15 protein-coding genes are annotated in these 14,950 nt (G+C 63.7%); 11 read left to right on the top strand and 4 right to left on the bottom strand.

Features of this window, described 5'->3' with window-relative positions:
* Positions 1-48: 48 nt before the first annotated feature.
* The gene (locus tag ACIPY3_RS18310; RefSeq protein WP_397323444.1) at positions 49-240 is read left to right on the top strand and encodes a hypothetical protein; all 192 of its coding nucleotides are present in this window, start codon (positions 49-51) and stop codon (positions 238-240) included.
* Between the two features lie 22 nt (positions 241-262).
* On the opposite strand, the gene ggt is transcribed toward ACIPY3_RS18310, so the two are convergent.
* Together ggt and ACIPY3_RS18300 are read right to left on the bottom strand one after the other, a co-directional pair.
* Positions 263-2,119 (bottom strand): gamma-glutamyltransferase, encoded by a 1,857-nt coding sequence (gene ggt, locus ACIPY3_RS18305; RefSeq protein WP_400336456.1) that lies wholly within the window; start codon positions 2,117-2,119, stop codon positions 263-265.
* A 125-nt stretch (positions 2,120-2,244) separates the two neighbouring features.
* A complete protein-coding gene (locus tag ACIPY3_RS18300) occupies positions 2,245-3,144 on the bottom strand; it encodes a patatin-like phospholipase family protein (protein WP_400336454.1) in 900 nt (299 codons plus the stop codon).
* On the opposite strand from ACIPY3_RS18300, the gene ACIPY3_RS18295 reads away from it, so the two are divergent.
* The 4 genes from ACIPY3_RS18295 (at position 3,137) to ACIPY3_RS18280 (ending at position 5,524) form a co-directional block, all read left to right on the top strand.
* A complete protein-coding gene (locus ACIPY3_RS18295) occupies positions 3,137-3,265 on the top strand; it encodes a hypothetical protein (protein ID WP_400336452.1) in 129 nt (42 codons plus the stop codon). The two genes, ACIPY3_RS18300 and ACIPY3_RS18295, sit on opposite strands and share 8 nt — an antisense overlap.
* Positions 3,266-3,443: 178 nt before the next feature.
* Complete coding sequence (locus tag ACIPY3_RS18290) at positions 3,444-3,827, top strand: DUF6153 family protein (protein WP_400336500.1); 384 nt, start codon at positions 3,444-3,446, stop codon at positions 3,825-3,827.
* 181 nt (positions 3,828-4,008) lie between these two features.
* Positions 4,009-4,611 carry a DUF305 domain-containing protein gene (locus ACIPY3_RS18285; RefSeq protein ID WP_400336451.1) on the top strand — a complete coding sequence of 201 codons (603 nt, stop codon included), beginning with the start codon at positions 4,009-4,011 and terminating at the stop codon, positions 4,609-4,611.
* A 232-nt stretch (positions 4,612-4,843) separates the two neighbouring features.
* Positions 4,844-5,524: a hypothetical protein gene (locus ACIPY3_RS18280; RefSeq protein ID WP_400336449.1), complete on the top strand. Its 681-nt coding sequence runs from the start codon at positions 4,844-4,846 to the stop codon at positions 5,522-5,524.
* Here ACIPY3_RS18280 and ACIPY3_RS18275 read toward each other — a convergent pair.
* The gene (locus ACIPY3_RS18275) at positions 5,407-6,003 is read right to left on the bottom strand and encodes a thymidylate kinase (RefSeq protein WP_400336447.1); all 597 of its coding nucleotides are present in this window, start codon (positions 6,001-6,003) and stop codon (positions 5,407-5,409) included. The genes ACIPY3_RS18280 and ACIPY3_RS18275 overlap by 118 nt on opposite strands.
* A 483-nt stretch (positions 6,004-6,486) precedes the next feature.
* Here ACIPY3_RS18275 and ACIPY3_RS18270 point away from each other — a divergent pair, with 483 nt between their 5' ends.
* The 4 genes from ACIPY3_RS18270 (at position 6,487) to ACIPY3_RS18255 (ending at position 9,885) form a co-directional block, all read left to right on the top strand.
* Positions 6,487-6,750, top strand: a complete 264-nt coding sequence (locus tag ACIPY3_RS18270) for a hypothetical protein (RefSeq protein ID WP_400336445.1) — start codon at positions 6,487-6,489, stop codon at positions 6,748-6,750.
* A gap of 594 nt (positions 6,751-7,344) precedes the next feature.
* Positions 7,345-7,713, top strand: a complete 369-nt coding sequence (locus ACIPY3_RS18265; RefSeq protein WP_400336444.1) for a hypothetical protein — start codon at positions 7,345-7,347, stop codon at positions 7,711-7,713.
* 66 nt (positions 7,714-7,779) lie between these two features.
* Positions 7,780-8,265, top strand: coding sequence for an SRPBCC family protein (locus ACIPY3_RS18260; RefSeq protein WP_400336442.1), 486 nt, complete (start codon positions 7,780-7,782; stop codon positions 8,263-8,265).
* A 90-nt stretch (positions 8,266-8,355) separates the two neighbouring features.
* Positions 8,356-9,885, top strand: a complete 1,530-nt coding sequence (locus ACIPY3_RS18255; protein ID WP_400336440.1) for a CHAD domain-containing protein — start codon at positions 8,356-8,358, stop codon at positions 9,883-9,885.
* Positions 9,886-9,936: 51 nt separating this feature from the next.
* On the opposite strand, the gene ACIPY3_RS18250 is transcribed toward ACIPY3_RS18255, so the two are convergent.
* Complete coding sequence (locus tag ACIPY3_RS18250) at positions 9,937-10,773, bottom strand: alpha/beta fold hydrolase (RefSeq protein ID WP_400336438.1); 837 nt, start codon at positions 10,771-10,773, stop codon at positions 9,937-9,939.
* Positions 10,774-10,916: 143 nt separating this feature from the next.
* Here ACIPY3_RS18250 and ACIPY3_RS18245 point away from each other — a divergent pair, with 143 nt between their 5' ends.
* Positions 10,917-12,653 carry an ABC transporter ATP-binding protein gene (locus tag ACIPY3_RS18245; protein WP_400336436.1) on the top strand — a complete coding sequence of 579 codons (1,737 nt, stop codon included), beginning with the start codon at positions 10,917-10,919 and terminating at the stop codon, positions 12,651-12,653.
* Positions 12,650-14,629 carry an ABC transporter ATP-binding protein gene (locus ACIPY3_RS18240; RefSeq protein ID WP_400336434.1) on the top strand — a complete coding sequence of 660 codons (1,980 nt, stop codon included), beginning with the start codon at positions 12,650-12,652 and terminating at the stop codon, positions 14,627-14,629. The genes ACIPY3_RS18245 and ACIPY3_RS18240 overlap by 4 nt, the downstream gene beginning before the upstream one ends.
* The last annotated feature ends 321 nt before the right edge of the window (positions 14,630-14,950 follow it).

Genomic DNA, 14,950 nt, shown 5'->3' with positions numbered 1-14,950 from the left:
GCGGTCCGGGCACATGACCAGAAACGGATCAACACAAAGGAATTCATCGTGAACCAAAAATCGCTCGTATGGCTGTTGCTGGCCCTGATTCTGGCCTTCTACTCGCTTTACGTCTTTCTCTCGAACGGAAGCGAGACCGCATGGCCGATCGTTACCGGCACCATTTGCGCAGTCGGCGCGGGAGTGTCGTTCTGGCGCTCCATGGTGGAGGTCAGGGCGGACCGCGAAGAAGAAGACTGAATGCGGTCCGCACGTGCATGACCTACTTGGGTTTGGGTCCCTTGCCGTGGTCGCGCTGCTCTGTGGACACCACCATGGCGGAGCCACCGCCGCGCCGAACAGGTTCGGCGGCCGCCGTCAGCTTCCCGTCTTCGCCGAACTCGATCGCGGTAGCTGCACCTATCTCGGCAGCCGAGGTGAACGCATCGCCGGCCGGAACCAGCTTGTGTCCCAGCGCCGTGAGCGGTGGGCCGTAAGCAGTGATGAAGTCCGGCTCCGCGGTAACGTTCGCCGTGTTCCGCTGTGCCGCGCGCGGTGCCGCAAGCGCCTCCGAGATGTTCATGCCCAGGTCCACGCGGTTCAGGATGGTCTGCAGAACCGTGGTGATGATGGTGGAGCCACCGGGTGAACCGAGTGCCAGGAAGGGCTTGCCGTCGTCGAGGATGATGGTGGGGGACATCGACGAGCGCGGACGCTTGCCCGGTTCAATCCTGTTCGGATCCGTGGCGCTGTACACCGTGCTGAAGTCGGTGAGTTCGTTGTTCAGCAGGAATCCACGGCCGGGAACAACAATTCCCGATCCGCCGGTCTGCTCGATCGTCAACGTGTACTCAACAACGTTGCCCCACTTGTCCGCGACCGTCATGTTGGTGGTGGAGATGTTTTCGGTGTCCGTCTCGTCGGCGAGGGGTGCAGCGGAAGTCGGGCACACGCCGTCGTACGTTGTGACGTCGCCAGGGGCGACTGGCTTGGTGGCCGCCGTCGTCGGGTTGATGTTGCACGCGCGTTCCTTGCCGAACACGGGATCGAGGAGCGCCTTGGTGGGCACGTTGACGAAGGCCGGGTCGCCGACATACGCGCCGCGGTCCGCGAAAGCCAGGGCGCTCGCCTCGAAGTAGTGATGCAGCGCGTTTGTTGTTCCCATGCTCGCGAGGTCGGAGGGCTCCAGGATGTTGAGCGCCTCGCCCACCGTGGTTCCGCCGCTGCTCGAGGGAGCCATGCCGTAGACGTCATAGCCGCGGTAGTTCATGTGCGTGGGGTCCAGGTCGATTGCCTTGTAGTTCGCCAGGTCCCGGGTGGTCATGGAACCCACGGGGACCGGCAGCTTGGTGGCACCGGATTTCGGCGGGGCCTGCACCGTGGCTGCGATCTCCTTCGCGAGTTGGCCGCCATAGAACGCGGAGGTGCCTTCCTTGGCCAGCAGCCTGTAGGTCGCGGCCAGCTCGGGGTTCTTGAAGACACTTCCGACGGCGGGAGCGTCGCCACCGGGCAGGAACAGCTTCTGGGTTGAAGTGAACGTGTTGAAGCGGAGCTGGTTGTCGAGCGTTTGCTGGCGGAACGTCTTGTCCACCACGAAGCCACGGTTGGCTACCTGGATGGCAGGCTTCAGGGCATCGCCCAGATCCATGGTTCCCCACCGTTTCAGCGCCCGTTCCCATGTAGCGGGTGTGCCGGGGACACCCACGGAGACGCCGCTGGTCACGAGGTCCGGAGTGAAGTTGTACGGCTCCTTCGTCGCAGGGTCGATGAACGCATCCTTGGTGATGCCTGCCGGAGCCGTCTCGCGACCGTCGATGGTCCCCACCTTGCCCGTCTTGGCGTCGTAGTAAACGAAGTACCCGCCACCACCAATGCCAGCACTGTAGGGCTCGGTGACACCGAGGGTGGCGGCAGCCGCGACCGCTGCATCGGCCGCGTTGCCGCCCTTCCTCAGTACTTCGATAGCCGCCGCAGAAGCCTCCGGGTCAACCGTGGAAACAGCGCCTCCGTAGCCTGTTGCCGTGGCATTCTTCTCCGTTTGGCGCGGATCAGCGAACGCCGGACTGGCTACTGCTCCGCCCGTGACGCTCAGGGCCAAGGCTGCAGTGACCGCAGCAATTCGACGTCTCACTTGTGTCATGGTGTCTCCCAGATCTTTCCCAGACGGGGTTGAGGGTTGGCGGTCCGGCCACCCTACTCCGGGGTCAGGAGGGGAACAACGGTTGAGTTTTGGCGGGCTTCGGCGTATTTAGGCTGCTTCCCGGGTCAGTCCCAGAAGTCCCCGAGCCGTGGTGCGAGCTGCCGCCCTTGCTCGTAACCTGCCCGTGCCGCGGCCGGGCGGAGGGACAGATCCATGGCGTTGGCACCGAACATGTGCTCCGCGTCAAGGGCCGGGAAGATGGTCTCCACCTTGCTTCCCGAGGCCCGCAAACCGTCCACCTGCGTGGCGAGATCCATTCCCCATTCGGCCGGTGTCCGCGTCCTTCCACCGAATGGTGACAGCACCAGGACCGCGCTGTACCCGGACGCGAGGTCCGCGTTCTCGGCGTTGGCGCGGTAGCCGCCGTCGATATAGTCGCCCGGGCCGATGCTGTACGCGAAGCCGCTGGCACAACTCGCGGCTACGGCGTCCACCAACTCCACCCCGCTGTCCCGGTGGAACGCCACCGGTTCGCCCGTCCGGGCGTCGACGGCAGTGATGAGGATCGGCGTATCCGGCCACTCGGGATCGGGCAGCCGGCTGGCCACGGTAGAGCGCCACCTGTCCTGCGTGGAGCCGTCCAGTGCTGCCTGCAGTTCCAGGGCCGAAGCTCCCAGCCGACGGCGCATGTCCGCCATGTCTGCGGATTCGGCCATGATGCGGGCCGTGCGTTCCATGTGCTCGGACGCGCCGCGGACGCGCCCCTTGTTGGGGTCAGTGTGGTTGGTGCGGGGGCTGTAATCGGCATTGACGACGGCGGCAAAGAGTTCGGCGGGATTCCCACCGGTGATCTGGGCTGCTGCCGTGGAACCCGCCGAGGTGCCGATGACCAGGTCCGCCTTGGTGACGTCCAGGCCGGCTTCGACCAGTCCGGCAACGACGCCTATCAGCCATGCGTTACCTGTTGAGCCGCCTCCACCGAGGACCAGGGCGCGGGTGTTTCTTTGAGGATGTGTTGTGTTCATTGGAGTCGCCTTTCGCGATGTGCGTGGTTGGCGCTCCGATGGCGGCTACTTCAGCCGCGAAACCGTGGACTCCTGGGGAGCGCCCATTGCTGATACTGCGTACATGGGTCTCACCTCCTGAGGATTTGTCACGATCTCCGGGAATGCTAGCACGGTTCGCGTGGACAGGCAGAGGACATAGGCACGACACTTCCCCCGGCGGAAGTGTCGTGCCTGCGGGGCTGCCCCGGAGCAGGAACGTGGTGCAACCCGGGCCGGTAGGCTGGAACCACCGGGATGGAAGGAGGTCGGCCGTGGAAATGCTTGGTGCCAAGAGTCGCTCTTTCCTGCGGACAGCGGGCCTGCTCTCCGCCGTGTTCGCGTTGATTGCCGGGATTCTTGGCATGCACGTGATGACGGGAACGCACTCACTGCACGCCACGGCGGCCGCACCACATACAGCGCACGCCGTAGAGGCTCCCTCCGCTGAGCACTGTTCCTGCGCCACGGCCTGCACTGACCAGCACGTCAACAACGTGTCCTGTACCCCGACAGTTGCCACCGGTGCCCTCGCAGCTCCGGCGCCGGACAACAGCACGGCCCTACCGGCTAGGCTCCAGCCCGTCGCCTTCGCCTCGGCCAAAGTCTGGCAGTACCGCCCCGACGGACCTTCTCCCGGGGACTTGTCCATCAGTAGAACGTAGGCCATCCATGGCGCCGGTCCCATGCGGACCGCCTCGATCCTCAATGGTCCGTACCCGAACCGCATGAGGACCGTACCTTCGCAGCGCCGTTCGGCCGCGGTAGCCCGCCGAATCGCGCATCGCTGATGTTGACCACCCCAGCAGGAAATGTCCCTGCACCCCAAAGAAGGACTTTATTGTCATGCACACCAAGAAGCTCTTGCCCGTAGCAGCCACCGCCGTCGCAGCCGCCATTGCCTTGGCCGGCTGCTCGGGTACCCCGGGTTCCTCTGTGTCCTCCATGCCCGGCATGGACCACGGGAACATGGGGAGCAGCCAATCCCCAGCGTCGGACCACAACGCCGCGGACGTGATGTTCGCCCAGATGATGATCCCGCACCACACCCAGGCGATCGAGATGAGCGACGTGATCCTCAAGAAGCAGGACATCCCCGTCAGCGTCACTGGCCTGGCCACCAGGATCAAGGCCGCCCAAGCCCCTGAAATCGACACAATGAACGGCTGGCTCAAGGACTGGAACCAGTCAATGCAGATGCCGTCCGGCCACAGTATGGACGGCATGATGAGTGCCGACGACATGACCAAGCTCGAGGCAGCCCAGGGGACGGAAGCGGCAAAACTGTTCCTGACCCAGATGATCACCCACCACGAGGGCGCCATCACCATGGCCAAGACCGAAATATCCAATGGCAAGAACGCCGCTGCGATCCAGCTCAGCAAGGACATCGTCAGCGCCCAAGAGGCCGAGATCAAGGAAATGCAGCAGCTGTTGGACACCCTCTAGCCGACGGGTCCGGCACGCCGTCAAACGCGGGCCGGCCCAGCTGGTGGGTCCCGTGACCGGTAGGGCGTAGGCCCGCGACTTCGCCGCAGAGCTGCGGGATCGCTGGGTGACCGGCGATCCTGCAGGCTTCCGGCGACCTCGCTGTCGTTGAAAATTCGCTCTGGACAGCCGGCGGCTTCGGTTGCAATCTGGTGTATGGGCTTCAGCAGTGGGGCCTTCCCAGGAGGCCGCCATGGGCAGGTTCGGAGACTTCTTCGACGCCAGGATTCACAGAAACCCGTTGCCTTCCAGTGCGCCGCCGCCCAGGCCCGCCGCCGATTCGATCGTGGTACCCAAGCTCGCTGAAGTAGTGGGTGGCGTGGTGGCGATGCTGCGTCAGTCCGGCCGTACGCCGGTTCCTGTGGTGGGTACCGGGCAGTCGGCGGGTTGGCCGCGCGTCTTTGTTCTGGGGCAGCTCAGTCCCAAAGAGCACGACGCCGGAACCGCCTTTGCGGAGGTAGCCCTGGATGGTTCGGGTCGGCTTGCGTTGTTCCACGAAGTGCAGGTGGCCGCCCACGGATCGTGGGTGGTTCCCATTGGGTCGTCGGCCTTGGAGCACCGCTACCGGCGGCAAGTGGGCGCGATCGGGACGTCACGTGCGGCGCAGACGTTCCCCATCGTCCTTGACCGCGGCGGGGAATTGATGATCCTGCCTGTGTGGCGTCCGGAATACACGGATGAGGTGCCGCTGAGCCGCTACCTGTACGCGTTGGCTGAGGAAAGCGGGGGACTGCCGGCCCCCTCTCGTGCACCAGCCTATGCACCACCCGATCCGGCCGGGGCGATCACGCGTTCGAGTTCCGCCAAGACTTCGCCTGGCGTGCCGTTGGCGTCCACAACCACGAAGTCCGAAAAACCCGGGATCGAGCTGTAGGCAGTCCGAAGGGCCGTGAGGTGGTCCAGGGTTTCCTGGTCGGTGCCACGGATGGTCACCCGGTGATGGGCCAGTTCGGGAGCGGCATCGATGAACACCACGGCATCAGGTGCCGGAAGCCGGGCCAGCAGCCAGGGAACCACGCGGCCCTCCCGCAGGCCGTGTGCTCGGCGCAGGGCGAGTTGGCAGTGGAGATGCCTGTCCATCACCACCAGCCCGCGCGGGTGGCGGCAGGCAAACAACCGGGCTCGCGCGTGCGACACAAGAACGTTGGACACCCGGATGGACGTCTCCACGGCGTCCGCGAGGCGCGGCGGAAGGCCCCAGCCGATGCGTCGGCTGATGTTCGAGAGGCGGCGTCGCGCAGCGTGGTTGCTGAGCAGCAGTGCCGCGCGACCTGAATCCCGGGTTGCGGCAATCAGGGCGTGTGCCGCCGTCGTCTTCCCTGAACCGTCTATTCCGGTGAGAACGATGAGCATGGGGCCTCCCTTCGTCTCTTGTCCAACGGGGAAGCGGCCCGTCCCGTGCCGGATTGAGGGGCAGATCACCATGGCGGCACGGCGTGAAGTGATCCTTGAATATCCCCGCGGGCCCCTTCGCCAATACAAAAAGCATGCTTATCATGTTGCTGTGCACGTGCTTCCCCTAAAGGTTGCTTTGTTTGAACCGCAGCCGATATGGGTAAGTACGAAATAAGGAGAGGACATTCTCCGTACGGTGCCCGTTGCCATGGGGTGGAGCTTCGAAAGGAGTTCCAGCGGACGCCTTCCTCACTGGACATATTTGTTTGAAGGGATGCGTAGCTTTATGAACACACTATTGGTTATTGCAGGCGTGATTGCGATCGTCCTGCTGCTGGTTGGTGGATTCAGCCAAGCCCTTAGTTTCTTGCTGTGGGTAGGAATTATCCTGCTTGTCCTGGCTTTGCTGGGATGGGTTCTCGGACGGGGGCGGTCGCGCGTATGACTTCGGATCCCGTGGAATCTGGGGGATTCAGCCAGGTCCACGACGGCGTCACGACGCCCGGCCAGCCGATCCCCAGGGATCTTGGCTCACCTGTATCACCAGCTCAGGTGCCGGTGGGCGTCGCATCCGGCGGACAACCGGATGATGCCGCCGATGTTGGAGAGAACAAGTCGGCGGACCCGCCCGGGCCGGCTGAAGAAAAAGATGACCAAGCTGCGGACGACCGCGGTTTGACGACTGAAACCAATCCGACGGACTGATCGGGACTAGCGGCCGCGGGCAAGGACATATTGCCCGCGGCCGTTCCCGATTCCGCCCTGTGCGGGAAGTCCCTGAATCGATTGAGGACAAAATGCGCATCGGTTCATTTATCGGGCTGATCGTTGTTGTGTGGCTCATTATTGGCGCGGTAGCCGCGGGCCAACGTGGCTACTACAGCGCACCTCCAGCCCAGTGCTCACAATTTGCCACGATCGCCCTGAATATTGTTGCCGGACCCCTGAATTACACGGGGCTGAATCCGCAAGGTGGCTGCGAGGTTCCGCGACCATCGTGAACCGCTTTCGGTGGCATTTCGCCATGGTTTTCCTCGCCCTGGCAGCGTTGGCCGGAGCGCTTCGTCCTGCGCGCAGTCTCCCACCAGCCAAGCGTTGGGAAGATGTCGCCGTGGTGGAAACCGTCGTTGTTGCGTCCGGACTTAGGGCCCTGGGAAGCGGCTTCACACGATAGCGTCTCAGCAGCGAAATTCATAAGTTTGCTGAGTATTTTCTGTGGGAGGTGGACATGACGCTAAGTACCCTTATAAATTCGAAGTGTTCCATCAAGTGTTCAACCACAGGGAAAGGACAGCTCTCATGGACACGCAGAATCCGACACCCGAAGAGGAAGTTGGAGGCTACGGCACGCCGACAGCAGAGCAGGAAGCCGGAGGCAGCCAGGCGCAGCCCCGCGTGGAAGAAGACCTCAGCGAGGCCGGCCTGAGCCAGGACAGCCCCGACGGTGAAACGTATGCCACGGGAGCTCCCAACCTGAGCCACCTGGATCCGGAAGACTCGGACAGTTCGGGGGAACCGGGGGCAGGACGTTACGGAGGAACAGACGAGCAGGCCCGTGAAGAGCAGAACCTGGAGCCGGACGGCGACCTGCCCGACGGCAGCGGGAATAACCTGCCGCAGGACCAATCCCCGAACGATGACGATGAAGAGGACTTCAACGCAGGCTAGCCGTCCGACCCCAGGCAACAAGCGTGCCCGCGGACAAGCACCACAGCACTGAAGGAGAAGCATTTCATGGCTACGGTCAACAAATCAGTAGAAGTAGACGTCCCCGTTTCTGTCGCATACAACCAGTGGACCCAGTTCGAGAGCTTTCCGGAGTTCATGAACGGGGTGGAAGCCGTCCAGCAGATCGATGAGACTGCGCTCCATTTCTCCACCAACATCGGCGGCGTCAAGCGTGACTACAACGCGCAGATCATTGAGCAAGTCCCGGATTCCGTGGTGAGCTGGGCCAGCGTCGATGGCCCCCGCAACGCCGGGTCTGTGACGTTCGAGCCACTGGACGCCGCCCGGACCCGGGTCAATGTGGCTATCGACTGGGAGCCTGAAGGCTTGGCCGAGAAGGCCGGATCCGCGCTGGGGGCGGACAGCCTTCGGGTTGGCGCGGACCTGGACAAGTTCAAAAAATTCATCGAAGCCCAAGGACACGAAACCGGAGCATGGCGGGGCACTGTTACCGGTGGCGATGTGGACGAAGGCGGAGGAGCATTGCTATAACGCAAGTCCTCGTGAAGGCCGGCCAAGCGAACGGGCCGGCCTTCACGGGCGCCTTCCATCGCCTACTCCAAACGAGGAGGATCCGCAGTCATGGCCCAGTCCACCAGTGTGGAAGCAGAGCAAAAGTTCGACGCCGACGCTTCCACGCCGCTCCCGGAACTCCACCGGATCGACGGCGTCGGCAAGGTAGGTGAACCCGCCACCCATCAGCTGGAAGCCGTTTACTTCGATACGCAGGACCTGGCCTTGGCCGGGCGCAGGATCACCCTGCGGCGACGAACCGGCGGACCCGACGCCGGCTGGCACCTGAAGCTCCCGCACAGCCCTGGCAAGCGAACCGAAATCCATGCTCCGCTGGGCCAGCCTGAAACGGTTCCCCCGGACCTTATGTCCCGCATCCTTGCGTACACCAGGGGCCATGCCGTGTCCGCCGTCGCAACACTCACCACTGAACGCACCAGCTACCAGCTGTACCAATCCGACGGCGGACGCCTCGCCGAGTTCGTTGATGACCACGTGCACGCCCTGGTCTCCCTCGGTGACGGACACGCCCACAGCTGGCGGGAATGGGAAGTGGAGCTCGCCCCCGGCCATGACGATGCAGCTGGGGACAAGTTCCTTGATGCCGCCGCAGCGCTCCTGGCCAAGACCGGGGCGAACCCCAGTGAGCGCACGTCCAAGCTGGCCACGGCCTTCGGTGACCTGTGGCCGGCAGCCAAGGGTACCGGCCGCGAAATGCCCCAGCGCAAGGGTCCGGCCGTGGTTCCCGTGCTGAACTACCTGGACATGCAGGTGGCCAGGCTTCTCCTGCAGGACGCACACGTTCGCTTGGAACGCGAGGACTCCGTCCATCAGATGCGGTCGGCCACCCGGCGGATCCGTTCCGTGCTGCACAGCTACCGCAAACTGTTCAAGCCCTATCCCGTGGCTGAGCTCGAACTCGGGCTGAAATCGCTGGCCAAGACCCTGGGACGTTACAGGGATGCCGAAGTGCTCCATGAGCGGCTGACGAAGTCCCTCGACGAGTTGCCCGGAAAACTGGTGCTCGGTCCGCTGAAGAACCAACTGGACGAGCGCATGAAGGTCCGGAAGGACACCTCCCTCTCCGCCATCCATGCACGGCTCAACAGCCCACGCTACTTCCGGCTGCTCGATGAGCTCGAAGCCTTCCTCGAGGCCCCTCCTGTTGCCCCGTCGGTAACCCCCGGGGCGAGGAAGGCCACCCGGAAATTCGTCAACAAGGCGGCCAAGCGCCTGGCCAAGCGTCACGACGCGGCCGTGGGTACCGCCGTCGGGCCTGCACGTGACAAAGCGTTCCACGATGTCCGGAAGGCGGCCAAGAAGCTGCGGTTTGCGGCGGCCGCCGTCGAGAGCATCCATGGCAAGCGTGCCGCCAAGTTGTCCGATGCCGCGCATGACGTCCAGCGGATCCTCGGCGAGCACCAGGACAGTGCCGTGGCCCGGGCCGAACTCCTCAAACTGGGATCGGCGGCGGACGCGGGCACTGCGGCCTTCACGTACGGGCTGCTCCACGAAGCCGAACGGGCAGTGGCGGAGGCTTTCGAAAAGGAGTATCTGCGCAGCGGAAAGAAGGCGCGCAAACTCCGGCTCAGGAAGTAGTAAAGATGCCCCCGAAGCAGCAGCTTCGGGGGCATCTTCCGTTCGGAGGGTCTACTTCTTCAGGAAGCCCAGCAGGGCCTCGTTGATTTCGGCTCCGTGCGTCCAGAGGAGGCCGTGTGGTGCCCCTTCGATTTCCACGTACTCGGCGCTGGGCAGGGCATCCTTGAACCTGCGGCCCGTGGCGTCGATGGGCAGGATGTTGTCCGCCGTGCCATGGACGATCAGCGCGGGAACATCGATCTTGGGGATGTCCGCCCGGAAGTCAGTCACCCAGGTGGGCTGGGCGGCTACGGACGCAAAGGCGCCGGACTGCGAGGCCAGGTTCCAGCTTGCGTCTACGGATTCCTGGCTCAGGCGCTCGGTGCCCAGGAAAGTATCGCTGTTGTAGAAGTTCTTGAAGAACTCGGTGAAGAACGCGTAGCGGTCGGCTTTCACTGCCTGGGCCAGGCCGTCGAAGACATCCTGCGGAACGCCGTCCGGGTTGTCGTCCGTCTTCAGCAGGAAAGGTTCCAGCGAGCCGAGGAACACGGCCTTGGCAACGCGGGCGGAACCATACGTGGCGATGTACCGGGCAACTTCGCCGGTGCCCATGGAGAAGCCCACCAGCACGGCGTCGTTCAGGTCCAGGGTTTCCAGGACGGTCTTGAGGTCCGCGGCGAACGTGTCGTAGTCGTAGCCAACGGTGGGCTTGCTGGACTTGCCGAAGCCGCGGCGGTCGTAGGTGATGACCCGGTAACCGGCGTCCAGAAGTGCTGCGGTTTGCTTCTCCCAGGACGAACCATCCAACGGGTAGCCGTGGATCAGAACCACTGCCTGTCCCGACCCGTGATCCTCGTAATAGAGCTCAATCTCAGTGCTGTTTTCGTTTCCGACGGTGATGTAAGCCAAGACTTCGGTCCCTTCATAGCGGTTCTGGGGTGGAACGTTTCCAGCCTACTGAATTCCCTCTAGTTGCCCACAGCAACCAGACGTAAACTGGCCTTCGGTCCACCACGTTTTGGCGGACCCTTGCCACGGGCTTGGGAGACCGCATGCTTTGGAAAGTTCTTGTTCGCTTCCTCCGGCCGCATCAGCGGCTGCTGATCGCCGTCGTCGTTTTTCAGCTCGCGCAATCCATCGCCTCGCTGTACCTTCCGACGCTTAACGCCGACATCATCGACAACGGCGTGGCCGTGGGGGACACCGACTACATCCTGCGCATGGGCGGCCTGATGCTGCTGATCACGCTGCTGCAAATCGCCTGCGCCGTTGTGGCGGTGTACTTCGGAGCCAAGGCGGCCATGAGCATGGGACGCGATGTCCGGGATGCGATCTTCAGCCGTGTGGGTGACTTCTCGGAGCAGGAGGTCACGCGGTTCGGTGCCGCGTCGCTGATCACCCGGTCCACCAATGACGTTCAACAGGTCCAACAACTGGTGTTGATGTCCTGCACGCTCATGGTGGCGGCGCCCATGTTGAGTATCGGCGGCGTCATCATGGCCGTTCGCCAGGATGCGCAGTTGTCGTGGCTGATCGCCGTGTGCGTGCCGGTGCTGCTTGTTTGCGTCGGCCTGATCGTGACGCGCATGGTGCCGCTGTTCCGCAAGATGCAGATCCGGATCGACGCAGTGAACCGGGTCCTCCGCGAACAGCTCACCGGCATCCGTGTGGTGCGCGCGTTCGTGCGGGAAGACATGGAGTCGGCCCGCTTCGGCAAAGCGAACGACGACGTCACGGACGTTGCGCTGCGGGCCGGCCGTTTGATGAGCCTCATGTTCCCTGTGGTCATGTTGGTGATGAACGTTTCCAGTGTGGCCGTGATCTGGTTCGGGTCCTTCAGGATCGAGGACGGTTCCATGCAGGTGGGCACGTTGATCGCGTTCCTGAGCTACCTCATGCAGATCCTCATGTCCGTCATGATGGCAACGTTCATGGCCGTCATGATCCCGCGCGCTTCCGTCTCTGCCGACCGCATCGGCGAGGTGCTGGACACCGACTCAAGCGTCCTGCCGCCGTCGAACCCTGTTTCCCTCACCGGCCGTCGCAGCGGCCAACTGGAAATGCACGACGTCGGATTCGCCTACCCGGGTGCCGAGCAGCCCGTGCTCAGCGGAGTGTCCTTCACTGCGTTGGCTGGCCGGACCACCGCGATCATCGGCAGCACCGGAGCCGGAAAGACCACGCTGGTGAACCTGATGCCGCGGCTCTTCGACGCAACCTCCGGTTCAGTGCGCATGGACGGCGTGGACATCCGTGAGCTGCACCCCGACCTGTTGTGGGGGCACATCGGCCTGGTCCCGCAGAAGCCGTACCTCTTCTCGGGGACGGTCCGCAGCAACCTGCTGTACGGGAAACCCGATGCCACGGACGAAGAAATCTGGCAGGCACTCGCTGTGGCGCAAGCCCGTGATTTCGTGGAGCAGATGGAGGGCGGGCTGGATGCTCCCATTTCCCAAGGCGGAACCAACGTCTCCGGTGGGCAGCGCCAGCGGCTCGCGATCGCTCGGGCCCTGGTGAAACGGCCCGAGCTCTACATCTTCGACGACTCGTTCTCTTCCCTGGACACCGCCACGGATGCCCGGCTCCGCCAGGCGCTCAAGAACCACACCAGCGGTGCCACGCTGGTGATCATCGCCCAGCGGGTCTCCAGCATCGCGGACGCGGACCAGATCCTGGTGCTCGACGGCGGCAGGATCGTTGGGCAGGGAACGCATGATGAGTTGTTGGAGACTTCCGAAACCTACCGGGAGATCGTGTCCTCCCAGCTCGCAGCGGAGGAGGCAGCATGAGCACTGCTACTGCTACTGGACCTTCCGGCGCCCGTGGCCCGCAGCGGCCGGCGATGGGTCCCGGAAGGGGCGGCCCGTTCGCCGGAATGAACGTCCCCGCCGAGAAAGCGTCCAACTTCGGTGCATCGGCCCGCCGGTTGCTGGGTACGTTGCAGCCCGAACGCATGTGGCTGACCATCGTGGTGGTTTTTGCCGTGGCCAGCGTGGCGTTGAACGTCATTGGCCCACGGTTGTTGGGCGAGGGCACCAACCTGATCTTTGCCGGCGTCGTCTCCAAACAACTGCCCGCGGGGGTTTCGAAAGCCGACGTGATCGCAGGACTCCGGGCCTCCGGCGACGATGCCAAAGCCGACATGCTCAACGCGATGACCCTGACACCCGGCGTCGGAATCGACTTCGGGGCGTTGTCTTCGGTGCTGCTGTGGGCGCTGGCACTGTACGTGCTGGCCGCCGCGTTTGGCTGGATGCAGGCGTACGTGCTGAACGGCGTCGTCCAGCGGACCGTCTATAGGCTGCGCGAGCGGATCGAAGCCAAAATCCACCGGCTGCCCCTGCGCTACTTCGACTCCATCCAGCGCGGTGAACTCCTCAGCCGGGTCACCAACGACGTCGACAACATCTCGCAAAGCCTCCAGCAATCCATCAGCCAGGTGGTCTCCTCCCTTTTGACGGTGCTGGGCGTGCTGGTGATGATGTTCATCCTCTCGCCGCTGCTGGCACTGATCGCCCTGGTCACGATTCCGCTGACCCTGGGGACTACCGTGCTGATCGCCAAGCGCTCCCAGAAGCTCTTCGTCGCCCAGTGGAAGAACACCGGCGAACTCAACGGACAGATCGAAGAAACCTACACCGGGCATGCACTGGTGAAGGTGTTCGGGCGGCAGAACGAAGTACAGGAACGCTTCAGGGCGAAAAACTCCGAGCTGTACCAGGCGAGCTTCGGGGCCCAGTTCGTCAGCGGCCTCATCATGCCGGCCATGACCTTCATCGGGAACCTCGTCTACGTGGGCATCGCCGTGGTGGGCGGCCTGCAGGTTGCCTCCGGTGCCATGCAGCTCGGTGACGTCCAGGCCTTCATCCAGTACTCCCGCCAGTTCACCATGCCCTTGGCGCAGCTCGGATCCATGGCGAACATGCTGCAATCCGGCGTGGCCTCGGCGGAGCGGGTGTTCGATTTGCTGGACGAAGAGGAAGAGTCGGCTGAGCCCGTTCCTTCCGGTTCCGGTGCCGGCCGCGGGCGGCTCGTCTTCGAGAACGTCTCCTTCAGCTACTCGCCGGACAAGCCGCTCATCAAGGACCTGGACCTGGTGGCGGAGCCTGGCCAAAGCATCGCCATTGTTGGGCCCACCGGCGCGGGCAAGACCACGCTGGTGAACCTCATGATGCGGTTCTACGAGCTCGACGGCGGCCGGATCACCTTGGACGGCGTGGACATCTCCACCATGTCCCGGCAGGAACTGCGCTCGCGGATGGGCATGGTCCTCCAGGACACGTGGCTCTTCGGTGGGACCATCCGGGACAACATCGCTTACGGGCGGCCGGATGCTTCGGAGTCCTCGATTGTTGAAGCTGCACAGGCCACCTATGTTGACCGCTTTGTGCGCTCACTGCCAGAAGGGTACGACACCGTCCTGGACGACGAAGGCAGCAACGTTTCAGCGGGGGAGAAGCAGCTCCTCACCATTGCCCGGGCCTTCCTGTCCCGGCCCTCGGTGCTCATCCTGGACGAGGCCACCAGCTCAGTGGACACCCGTACCGAGGTGTTGGTCCAGAAAGCCATGAATGCCCTGCGCTCGGACCGAACCAGCTTTGTGATCGCCCACCGGCTCTCCACCATTCGGGACGCCGACCTCATCCTGGTGATGGAGGCGGGGCAGATCGTGGAGCAGGGGACCCACACCGAGTTGCTTTCTGCGGGTGGGGCGTATTCCAGGCTGTACGAGGCCCAGTTCGCGGCGCCGGCTGCGGAGGTGTGAGGGCTCCAGTTTGCTGCCGGTCGCCCGCTCGGCTGCCGGACCGTGCGTTCCAGACGTACTCCCCGCACCGCCACGACCTACTTTGACGCCCAAGGCAGCCTTGTCCAACCGTCTTCCGTCGTGGCCCGCGTGCCGCCACGACCTACTTTGACGCCGGACGCCGCGTCGGCCAACCGTCTTCCGTCGTGGCCCGCGTGCCGCCGCGACCCACTTTGACGCCCAAGTCAGCCATATCCAACCTCATTGGGTTGAACTAGAGGCTTCGTTGGCCCGAAGTAGGTCGCGGGGGTACGCGCTTGTTGGATGCAGGATTGTTGTCGG

The organism is Paenarthrobacter sp. NPDC089714 (assembly GCF_044748905.1).
Taxonomy (GTDB): domain Bacteria; phylum Actinomycetota; class Actinomycetes; order Actinomycetales; family Micrococcaceae; genus Arthrobacter.
Note: the sequence above shows the minus strand (reverse complement) of the source record. Positions and strands in the feature narration are given on the sequence as shown.

What these genes read in the sequence shown, in the direction of transcription:
- ggt (WP_400336456.1), bottom strand. Translation starts at nt 2,119, where the DNA reads ATGACACAAGTGAGACGTCGAATTGCTGCGGTCACTGCAGCCTTGGCC.
- ACIPY3_RS18300 (WP_400336454.1), bottom strand. Translation starts at nt 3,144, where the DNA reads ATGAACACAACACATCCTCAAAGAAACACCCGCGCCCTGGTCCTCGGT.
- ACIPY3_RS18290 (WP_400336500.1), top strand. Translation starts at nt 3,444, where the DNA reads ATGCTTGGTGCCAAGAGTCGCTCTTTCCTGCGGACAGCGGGCCTGCTC.
- ACIPY3_RS18285 (WP_400336451.1), top strand. Translation starts at nt 4,009, where the DNA reads ATGCACACCAAGAAGCTCTTGCCCGTAGCAGCCACCGCCGTCGCAGCC.
- ACIPY3_RS18280 (WP_400336449.1), top strand. Translation starts at nt 4,844, where the DNA reads ATGGGCAGGTTCGGAGACTTCTTCGACGCCAGGATTCACAGAAACCCG.
- ACIPY3_RS18275 (WP_400336447.1), bottom strand. Translation starts at nt 6,003, where the DNA reads ATGCTCATCGTTCTCACCGGAATAGACGGTTCAGGGAAGACGACGGCG.
- ACIPY3_RS18270 (WP_400336445.1), top strand. Translation starts at nt 6,487, where the DNA reads ATGACTTCGGATCCCGTGGAATCTGGGGGATTCAGCCAGGTCCACGAC.
- ACIPY3_RS18265 (WP_400336444.1), top strand. Translation starts at nt 7,345, where the DNA reads ATGGACACGCAGAATCCGACACCCGAAGAGGAAGTTGGAGGCTACGGC.
- ACIPY3_RS18260 (WP_400336442.1), top strand. Translation starts at nt 7,780, where the DNA reads ATGGCTACGGTCAACAAATCAGTAGAAGTAGACGTCCCCGTTTCTGTC.
- ACIPY3_RS18255 (WP_400336440.1), top strand. Translation starts at nt 8,356, where the DNA reads ATGGCCCAGTCCACCAGTGTGGAAGCAGAGCAAAAGTTCGACGCCGAC.
- ACIPY3_RS18245 (WP_400336436.1), top strand. Translation starts at nt 10,917, where the DNA reads ATGCTTTGGAAAGTTCTTGTTCGCTTCCTCCGGCCGCATCAGCGGCTG.
- ACIPY3_RS18240 (WP_400336434.1), top strand. Translation starts at nt 12,650, where the DNA reads ATGAGCACTGCTACTGCTACTGGACCTTCCGGCGCCCGTGGCCCGCAG.